General features: G+C 63.3%; 5 protein-coding genes. 2 read left to right on the top strand and 3 right to left on the bottom strand.

Going from position 1 to position 9,600, the window contains the following annotated elements; genetic code table 11:
• Positions 1 to 183: 183 nt before the first annotated feature.
• Entirely contained in the window at positions 184 to 1,188 is a 1,005-nt protein-coding gene (locus tag ABDB81_RS29990) for a tripartite tricarboxylate transporter substrate binding protein (protein ID WP_346814362.1), read from the bottom strand.
• A 232-nt stretch (positions 1,189 to 1,420) separates the two neighbouring features.
• On the bottom strand, positions 1,421 to 2,626 hold the full coding sequence (locus tag ABDB81_RS29985) for an aminotransferase class V-fold PLP-dependent enzyme (RefSeq protein WP_137927299.1): 1,206 nt from the start codon (positions 2,624 to 2,626) through the stop codon (positions 1,421 to 1,423).
• 250 nt (positions 2,627 to 2,876) lie between these two features.
• Between ABDB81_RS29985 and ABDB81_RS29980 the strand changes: the two genes are divergently transcribed.
• On the top strand, positions 2,877 to 3,569 hold the full coding sequence (locus ABDB81_RS29980) for a GntR family transcriptional regulator (protein ID WP_346814361.1): 693 nt from the start codon (positions 2,877 to 2,879) through the stop codon (positions 3,567 to 3,569).
• Positions 3,570 to 3,645: 76 nt separating this feature from the next.
• Positions 3,646 to 6,666 carry an FAD-linked oxidase C-terminal domain-containing protein gene (locus tag ABDB81_RS29975; protein ID WP_346814360.1) on the top strand — a complete coding sequence of 1,007 codons (3,021 nt, stop codon included), beginning with the start codon at positions 3,646 to 3,648 and terminating at the stop codon, positions 6,664 to 6,666.
• Between the two features lie 263 nt (positions 6,667 to 6,929).
• Here ABDB81_RS29975 and ABDB81_RS29970 read toward each other — a convergent pair whose 3' ends face one another.
• On the bottom strand, positions 6,930 to 9,353 hold the full coding sequence (locus tag ABDB81_RS29970) for a penicillin acylase family protein (RefSeq protein ID WP_346814363.1): 2,424 nt from the start codon (positions 9,351 to 9,353) through the stop codon (positions 6,930 to 6,932).
• Positions 9,354 to 9,600 lie beyond the last annotated feature (247 nt).

Below are 9,600 nucleotides of genomic sequence, written 5' to 3'. Positions count from 1 at the left end.
TCGACGTGTCTGAGGAAATTAGACCAGTACACTCCCCTCTCCCGCTGTGCGGGAGAGGGGTTGGGGGAGAGGGCTGGAGGTTCTGCTTGCCGACTATTGGCAATTTGTACCGCTGGCCCTCACCCCCCGCCCCTCTCCCGCCATGCGGGAGAGGGGAGACAACAATCGGTGAGAGTCGAGGCCCTACTTCGCCGCCGCCACGAACCCAGCTTCCTTAATGATGTCCTTGTGCCGCGCTTCATCGGCAGTCAGGAACTCCGTCAGCTTGGGTCCGGTGAGGAAATCGTTCTTGAGCGCGTTCTTCTCCAGGTATTCCTTCCACTCGGGCGTGGCCACTACCTTCTGCATCAGATCCACGTAGAACTTCTGCTGGTCCGGCGTCACGCCACCGGGCAGCATGAACACGCGCAGCATCTGGTATTGCACGTCGAGGCCCTGCTCCTTGCAGGTTGGGATGTCACCCCAGCTTTGCGTGCCGGTGATCTTGGCCGAGTAGTGCATGCGCTCCGGCGCAAAGACGCACAGTGCACGATGCTCGCCGGCACGCCATTGCCCGATGGACTCGGAAGGATTGTTGACGTTGGAATCGATATGCTTGCCCGACAATTGCGTGGCCGCCTCGCCGCCACCCTTGTACGGGATGTAGATAAAGCGCACACCGGCCTTGCGTTCGGTCTGCGCGGTGATGATCTGGTCTTCGCGCTTGGAACTCGTGCCGCCCATCTTGAACTTGGACGGCGTCTTCTTCACGTCGGCGAGGTAGTCGTATGGCGTCTTGTACGGGGCTTCGGCGTTGGTCCACAGCACGAACTCGTCCTGAGCCACCATCGCTACCGGCGTCAGGTCGCGCCAATTGAATGGCAACTGGCTGATCATCGGCACCGTGTACAGCGCCGATGATGTGACCAACAGCTTGTGCGGATCGCCCTTCGAGGCCTTCGCGTCCATCAACCCTTCCGCGCCGCTGGCGCCCGCCTTGTTCACCACGATCATCGGCTGGCCCATCAGCTTGTGCTTGGCGATGATGCCCTGGATGGAGCGCGCCATCTGGTCAGACGCCCCGCCCGCACTGAACGGCACCACAAGCTCGACCGGCTTGGTCGGTTCCCACGCAAAGGCCGGAGCGGCCCAGGTCACACCAAACAGCGAAGCACACGCTAGCGCGCGTGCGGCATAACGCAACGTCATGATCTGTCTCCTAGGGTGATGACGGGACGCCTCTGAGGGGCGGCCTCGGGTTTTTTTGCTTCTTGTTTTACCGCTTGTCTTGCTCCCCTCTCCCGTGGAACGGGAGAGGGGTTGGGGGAGAGGGCCATGCGGTTCTGCTTGCCGACCTGTCTCGATTTGAGCCACTTGCCCTCTCCCCCGCCCCTCTCCCGCTTGCGGGAGAGGGGAGAACACCGAGAGGGGTTTAAACCAATCAAGCCGCCCGCAACGCCGGCTCAACCGCTGCTTTCTTCAAACTCTCCATCGCGGCCAGCACACCACCCGCCTTGTGCGGTACGCCTGCCAACCCAAGTCCCATCTCCACGCCGGCCAGCGTGCCCATCAGCGTCAGGTCGTTGAAGTCGCCGAGATGGCCGATGCGGAAGACCTTGCCCGACAGCTTCGACAGCCCTTGTCCCAGCGACATGTTGAAGTTCTCCAGCACGATCTTCCGGAAGGCATCGGCGTTGTGCCCTTCAGGCATGACCACGGCGGTCAGCGCGGGGCTGTATTCCGCAGGGTTCTGGCAAAGGATTTCCAGACCCCATGCCGTCACGCATGCGCGCGTGGCCGCGGCGTGACGATGATGACGCGCGAACACGTTCGGCAGTCCTTCTTCGAACAACATGTCGCACGCCTCCGACAAGCCATAGAGCAGGTTCGTCGCCGGGGTGTACGGCCAGAAACCGTTCTTGTTCGATTCGATGATTTCGTCCCAGCCCCAGAACGCCTTCGGCAACTTCGCGTTGGCCGATGCGGCGATGGCCTTCTGGCTGACGGCGTTAAACGAGATACCTGGCGGCAGCATCAGTCCCTTCTGCGAACCCGATACGGTCACGTCCACGCCCCACTCGTCGTGGCGGTAGTCCACGGAACCCAGCGAAGAAATCGTATCGACCAGCAGCAGCGCCGGATGCTTGGCGCCGTCAATCGCGCGACGCACTGCGGCGATATCCGATGTCACGCCCGTGGACGTTTCGTTGTGCACCACGCAGACGGCCTTGATCTCGTGGTTGCGATCCTCGGCCAGTCGCGCGCCGATGGCGGCGGCATCCACGCCATGGCGCCAGTCGCCCACGATGAACTCGGGATTCAGGCCGAGCTTGTCGGCCATCTTCTTCCACAGCGATGCGAAGTGGCCGGTCTCGAACATCAGCACCTTGTCGCCCGCTGACAACGTATTGACCAGCGCCGCCTCCCACGCGCCCGTGCCGGACGCGGGATAGATCACCACGGGCTGTGCGGTCTGGAACACCTTGCGGATATCGGCCAGCACCTTCTTGCCGAGTTGCTGGAATTCGGGGCCACGGTGATCGATGGTCGGATAGTCCATCGCGCGCAGCACGCGATCCGGCACATTGGTCGGTCCGGGAATCTGCAGGAAGTGCCGGCCGCTGGGATGGGAATTCAGTCGGATCATGTCGCCTCGTATCCTTATGTTTGAATTTTGTATTCAAAAAACAGATGCGCACTGCAGGTCTGGCATGCGGGATAATGTTGCCCGGGGCAAATCCCGCCGATTCCGCACAAATCCCTTATAAATCAACGATTGTAAGGGGTTCGAGCCAGCCTTTGCGCGGCTTCCGGAGGCGTCAACGACACCGGAACGCGGTTCGTGCTTGCCCCAGAGTAGTTTTTGAATACAATACTGTCAAGCCAAGCGATCCCTGATGAGCACGCTACCGACCGCATCCTCCCAAGCCGTAGACCGCCAGATCCTGCATGTGGCCGTGGCCCAGCGCCTGCGCACCATGATCATGGAAGGCGATCTCGCGCCCGGCACCCGCCTGAACGAACGCGTGCTGTGTGATCTGCTGCAGGTCTCGCGTACGCCGTTGCGCGAAGCGTTCAAGGTACTGGCTGCCGACGGGCTGGTGACGTTGCTGCCGAACCGTGGTGCCGAGGTGGTGGTGCTGTCGCAGGAGACCATCAATCACCTGTTCGAAATGATGGGCGCGCTGGAGGCGATGTCCGGCGACCTCGCCTGTCAGCGCATCACGGAAGCCGAGCTCAACGAGATCCGCGCGCTGCACTACGAAATGCTCGCGTGCCATGCGCGCCGCGACCTGCCCAATTACTACGCGCTGAACCGTCGCATCCACGACGCCATCAACGCTGCCGCACGTAATCCGATCCTGGAGGAGACTTATCGCCGCATCAACCTGCGTATCCAGGCGCTGCGCTTCCGCTCGAACTTCGATCACGACAAATGGGACCTGGCCGTGCAGGAGCACGGGGCCATGCTCGATGCGTTGTCGAAGCGGGACAGCGCCGCGCTGCGCGAGATCTTGCGCGCGCATTTGCAGCACAAGCACGACGCACTGATTGCCGAACTAGGACGCGTACAGGACGCCGCCGCCTGAACGCGTCACGCGCAGCCGCGCGTGCAACGCCATGGCGACGTGTCCGAGTACTCGCAACCCGGAGACATCCCTGCCCATGGCACTGCCCGTTACCCCCACGCCACCCGGCGTGCAACCGCTTCGCTTCATGCCCGGCGCAGCGTCCGCGCCCGATCTGCAATCGCCGCTGTATCGCCGCCTTGCCGCCGAGATGCGCGGCGAGGTGCTGTTCGATCGCGCGAGCCGTGGCCGCTATGCCACCGATGCGTCGATCTACCAGATCATGCCGATTGGCGTGGTGGTGCCGCGCGACGAAGCCGATGCAAGACTTGCACTCGATATCGCACGCGACTTCAAGGCACCCCTGCTGCCACGCGGCGGCGGCACCAGCCAGTGCGGCCAGACCATTGGCGAAGCACTGGTCATCGACAACAGCAAGTTCCTGAATCAGGTTGTGGAGTTCGATCCCGTGGCGCGCACGGTCACCGTGCAGCCCGGCATCGTGCTCGATCACCTGAACGCGTGGCTCAAGCCGCATGGGCTGTGGTTTCCGGTGGATGTCTCCACCGCCGCGCAATGCACGATCGGTGGCATGACCGGCAACAACTCGTGCGGATCGCGCTCCATCCAGTACGGCAACATGGTTCACAACGTGCTGGGCATCGATGCGATTCTCGCCAGCGGCGAGGAAGTGCGCTTCGATGCGAACTGGCCAGCGGACACCGCTCCGCATCGTGCGATTGCCGATGGCGTGCGGCGCATCGCCGAACGCGAGCGCGAAGCCATCGCGCAGATGTACCCCAAGGTGCTGCGACGCGTAGGTGGCTACAACCTCGACCTGTTTGCGCCGCAGAACGAACGTCCCTACACCACTGACGGCAGCGTCAATCTTGCGCACCTGCTGGTCGGTTCAGAAGGCACGCTGGCCTACTTCCGCCAGATCACGCTGCAGCTTGCACCGCTGCCCACGCACAAGACGCTTGGCGTGGTGAATTTCCCCACGTTCTACCAGTCGATGGACATGACGCGCCATATCGTCGCGCTCAAGCCCGCGGCCGTGGAACTGGTGGACCGCACGATGATCGATCTCGCGCGCAACAATCCGGCCTTCCGTCCCGTCATCGACCGCGCACTGGTTGGCGAACCCGATGCGATCCTGCTCGTCGAGTTTGCCGGCGAGGACCGCGACGCCACGCTGCGCGGCTTGCAGCAACTGGTTGAGTTGATGGCCGATCTCGGCCTGCCCGGCTCTGTGGTGGAGATGCCTGATGCCGGTCCGCAGAAGGCGCTGTGGGAAGTGCGCAAGTCCGGCCTGAACATCATGATGAGCATGAAGGGCGACGGCAAGCCGGTGTCCTTTATCGAAGATTGCGCGGTGCCGCTCGAACATCTGGCCGAGTACACGTCGCGCCTGACCGAGGTATTCCACAAGCACGGGACGCGTGGCACGTGGTACGCGCATGCGAGCGTGGGCACACTGCACGTGCGCCCCATCCTCGACATGCGGCGCGACGGCGCGGGCAAGATGCGCGCCATTGCCGAGGAAGCCGCAGCAATGGTGCGCGAGTACAAGGGCGCGTACTCGGGCGAGCATGGCGATGGACTGTGCCGTGGCGAATGGGTGGCGTGGCAGTTCGGGCCATCGCTCGCCAATGCATTTGCCGAAGTGAAGGCGCTGTTCGATCCCGACAATCGCTGCAATCCGGGCAAGATCGTGCGCACGCCGAAGATGGACGAGACCGCGCTGTTCCGCTTTCCGCCAAGCTATACAGTGAAGCCGATTACACCTGCGCTCGACTGGTCGGCGTGGAACGTGACGCGCGATCCGGTGACCGAGGAAGAAAGCGCACCGGGCACAGGGCGCGATCCTGCACGCGGACTGGCCGCTGCGGTGGAGATGTGCAACAACAACGGCCACTGCCGCAAGTTCGACGCCGGCACGATGTGTCCGAGCTATCGCGTCACGCGCGACGAGCAGCATCTGACGCGCGGCCGTGCCAACACGCTGCGACTTGCGCTGTCGGGCCAGTTGGGCAATGAAGGACTGCTCGATCCCGCCGTGAAGGAGACGATGGATCTGTGCGTGTCGTGCAAGGGCTGCAAACGCGATTGCCCCACTGGCATCGACATGGCCAAGATGAAGATCGAAGTGCGCGCCGCCAACGCACGCGCGGGCAAACTGCGCATGCGCGACCGGCTCGTCGCCTTCCTGCCGCGCTATGCGGGAGTCGCCAGCCGCATGCCGTGGCTGTTCAATCTGCGCGATAGCGTGCCGGGCCTCGCGCAACTTGGCGAGCGCATGCTGGGCATCTCGGCAAAACGTTCGCTGCCGCGCTGGCAATCGGCTTTTCTGGGCGAGAACTATGTGGCGCCCACTACCGGCGGCAAGGAAGTGGTGCTGTTCGTCGACACCTTCAACAACCACATGGAACCCGAGAACGCCCGCGCCGCGCAGCGCGTGCTGGAAGCTGCGGGCTACACCGTGCACCTCTCCGGTGTACCGGGCGAGCGACCGCTCTGTTGCGGCCGCACGTTCCTGGCCGCAGGACTTGTCGATGAAGCAAAGACCGAGGCAAAGCGCGCGCTCGATGCGCTGCTGCCGTTCGTCTCGCGCGGCGTAGCGGTGGTGGGACTGGAGCCCTCATGCCTGCTGTCGATGCGCGACGAGTTCCTGCAATACGGTTACGGAGACGCCGCGCGGCAGCTTGCGGACAACGCGTTCCTCTTCGAGGAATTCCTGGTCCGCGAACGCGCAGCGGGACGCTTCGAGCCAACGCTGAAACCTATCGGCCATGCGCAGGCGCTGCTGCATGGTCATTGCCATCAAAAGGCTTTCGATGCGGTACGTCCGGTGGAACAGGTGCTCGGCTGGATTCCGGACCTCAAGACCTCGCTGATCGAATCGTCTTGCTGCGGCATGGCGGGCAGCTTTGGTTATGAGGCTGAGCACCATGAGGTGTCGATGCGGATGGGCGAGTTGTCGCTGTTGCCTGCGGTGCGGAAAGCGGATGCGCAGACGCTGGTGGTGGCGGATGGGACGAGCTGTCGCCATCAGATTCATGATGGGGCCGGGAGAGAGGCGGTGCACGTGGCGCGGGTGTTGGAGATGGCGTTGTAGGGCTATCTCCAACACCGCTGTCTTTCTCCCCTCTCCCGCGAAGTGGGAGAGGGGCGGGGGAGAGGGCCGGCAGTTCAGATTGCGATAAGTCGGCAAGCAGAACCTCGGGGGGGGTCCCCCCCGCCCCCCCGGGGGGGTGGGGGGGGGGGGTCGGGCCCCGGCAGTTCAGATTGCGATAAGTCGGCAAGCAGAACCTCTTGCCCTCTCCCCCAACCCCTCTCCCGCGCGCGGGAGAGGGGAGCAAACCAAGCGGGAGAGGTAAGTTACTGCGGCACCAACTCCACCCGCTCCTTACTCTCCTTCTCCACCGCCTTCCTTGTGTAAACCAGCGGGAAATATTCCCCCTTGGCCCACAGCGGCGCCAGATCCCGATAATGCGGACTCGCCGGATTGCCCGACTGCCCCGGCGTGTTGATCGCGCGTGACGCGTCCCAGTTACCAACATCGAGCACCATGCGGAACGATGCCCCCGCCGTCAGCTGGAAATCGCTGTTGCGATAGCTCGTGTTCATCGGCGTAAATGACGATCCGCCGATCGGGCCTGCGTTCACGTCATACTGCGCGCGCGCATTCTGGTCGAGGATGGCATTGAGCGGATGGTTGAACACGGCGGTGTGCAGCTTGCCCCATTGCCACGTCTTCGTATCGGTGCCGAGTTTCTTCTCGATATCGCCCATCGCCACTTTCAGCGTGGACGTCATCACCTCGTTACGTTTCTCCACTGTCATCCACGTGTCGGGGCGCTCCAGCACCGCGATCACGCGGCTGGCGTCGCCTGCACCAACGAGGCGCGCCGCTTCCGGCGGCAACGCCGCACGCACCACGGCAGTTCGCAAGTGTTTGCTGAACCAGACTTCGAACAACGCCGCGGCCGCGCTGTCCGCGCGTTCGTTGCCATCCCAATTGCGCAGCAGATCGAGACCGCGTTGCACCTGCGCATCGCTGCTGTTCAACGGCTTGAGCAGTGCCACCACACGTTGCGCGGGCAGCGATACCGTATCGTTCTGCCACGCCATCGAGTCTTCCAGCGAACTGCGCGGATTGGCGCCGACCACCGACTTCAATCGGCGCGCGCGCGAGCTGTCGCTCCACTCGTAGCCCACGCCGATCTTCGCGGCAGGATGGTTGGCCGGGATATTGTTCTCGTTGGCCGTCACTACATAACCCGGCGCAGGGTTGAACGCCCACGGCAGTTCGTCCATATTGCGATAGCCGGCCCACTCGTAGCGGCCATCGCCGGGCACCGGCATCAGACCATCCCAGTTCGGACGATTGACCGTGAGGCCGCCCGGAATCCAGCCGATGTTGCCGGAGCGGTCTGCATAGACCTGGTTCTCGCCCGGTGCACCCCAGCGATTCATCGCCGCGCGGAACTGGTCCCAGCTTTGCGCGCGCATGTAATCCATCGAACCGAAGTACGGCGCCATGCCGAGGTCAAGCCACGCCGCGCGCAGGGCGTACGCGCGATTGGTCTTGCCATCGGCGTAGAGCACCGGCCCGTGGCGCGTGTAGTCGATCGACACCTTGCGCGGCGTGGCCTCACCCTTCACGGCAATCTGCTCGGTGACGGTTTCCATCGGCTCCCAGCGGCCTTTGTAGCGATACTCGTGCGGCTGCGCAGGATTGGTCTCGTAGATATAGAGATCTTCCTGATCCATGTAGAACCGTGTCAGGCCGAAGGCGATGGTCCCATTGTGGCCAATCGAAATGCCAGGCAGGAACGGCTCGCCCGCGCCGATCACGGATAGACCCGGCGCATTCAGATGGCTGATGTAGCGCAGGCTCGGCGCGCCATGCGCGCGGTGCGGATCGTTGGCGAGAATCGGCCGACCAGTGGTGGTGCGGTTACCCGAAATCACCCAGTTGTTCGAACCCAGGCTGCGTGCGGTGTCGCTCGATGCATCGAGCGTGGCGTACAACGCATTCACCGGAATGTTCTCGGCCTTGGCCACAGGCTGCGACCACCACTCCTTGGGGAAGCGCGGCGCGGCAGTGGCGAGGTCATACGCCTTGCGCAATTCGGCCACGGGAATGTTGCAGGTGTCGAGTCCCTCCGGCACCTTCGGCTCGACGGGTGGATCCAGTTCGCGGCGCACCCAGTCGGCACGCACCGCATTCGGCTTCGCGTAGCAGAAGAGCTGCGCGCGATCGATCTCGCCTGTGAAATTGAGCGTCAGGCCGTGATGGCGGATGCGCACGATATCCTCGGCACGCCAGCGCGACGGCTTGTAGTTGAGCGCCTTGAACTCGGGCGGCAGCAACTCGGGGCGTGCCTCGACCTGCGCCACATAGGCATTCACACCCGCGACAAATGCCTCGGCCACGCGCTTCGCGTCGGAGCCATACGCCAGCCATTCGCGATACATGTCCCCGCGAAACAGCACTGCGCGCGCCATGCGATCACCTTCGACATAGGCCGGCCCGAAGTCCTTGGCCATCTCGCCGAGCCCCCGCTTGCGCCACAGATCGATCTGCCAGAGCCGATCGCGCGCCGCCATGAAGCCCTGCACGTAGAAGGCGTCATACAGCGTGTTGGCGTAGATATGCGGCACCCCCCAGCGATCCACGAGCACCGTGGCGGGCTTCTCCAATCCGGCTACGGTGAATTTATCGGCGCCGGCGGCGTTGGCCGGGAAAGGGGCAGTGGCAAGGCACGCAACCAGGGCGGCGCGGGCGAAGGTATGCATGGGACGGGCGGCTTTCATTGCTGTTTTTCCTCGTCTGGAACTGAGTTGCGAGGATAGCCGAATGTTGGGGGTGGGGGCATGTGGCGGTGCGGCATATTGCCGACACCGTTTGCTATGCGCTCCCCTCTCCCATGAAGTGGGAGAGGGGTGGGGGAGAGGGCTGGAGGCTCTGCTTGCCGACTTGTGGCAATTTGCATTGCTGGGGCCTGTCAGGAATTTTGTGTGTAGGGCATAACATGTCGTTAAG

This window comes from Cupriavidus sp. DL-D2 (assembly GCF_039710735.1).
In the GTDB taxonomy this organism is placed as follows: Bacteria; Pseudomonadota; Gammaproteobacteria; order Burkholderiales; family Burkholderiaceae; genus Cupriavidus.
The sequence above is the reverse complement of the archived record's forward strand: the minus strand, read 5'-3'. Positions and strand labels throughout refer to the sequence as shown.

What these genes read in the sequence shown, in the direction of transcription:
- ABDB81_RS29990 (WP_346814362.1), bottom strand. Translation starts at nt 1,188, where the DNA reads ATGACGTTGCGTTATGCCGCACGCGCGCTAGCGTGTGCTTCGCTGTTT.
- ABDB81_RS29980 (WP_346814361.1), top strand. Translation starts at nt 2,877, where the DNA reads ATGAGCACGCTACCGACCGCATCCTCCCAAGCCGTAGACCGCCAGATC.
- ABDB81_RS29970 (WP_346814363.1), bottom strand. Translation starts at nt 9,353, where the DNA reads ATGCATACCTTCGCCCGCGCCGCCCTGGTTGCGTGCCTTGCCACTGCC.
- ABDB81_RS29985 (WP_137927299.1), bottom strand. Translation starts at nt 2,626, where the DNA reads ATGATCCGACTGAATTCCCATCCCAGCGGCCGGCACTTCCTGCAGATT.
- ABDB81_RS29975 (WP_346814360.1), top strand. Translation starts at nt 3,646, where the DNA reads ATGGCACTGCCCGTTACCCCCACGCCACCCGGCGTGCAACCGCTTCGC.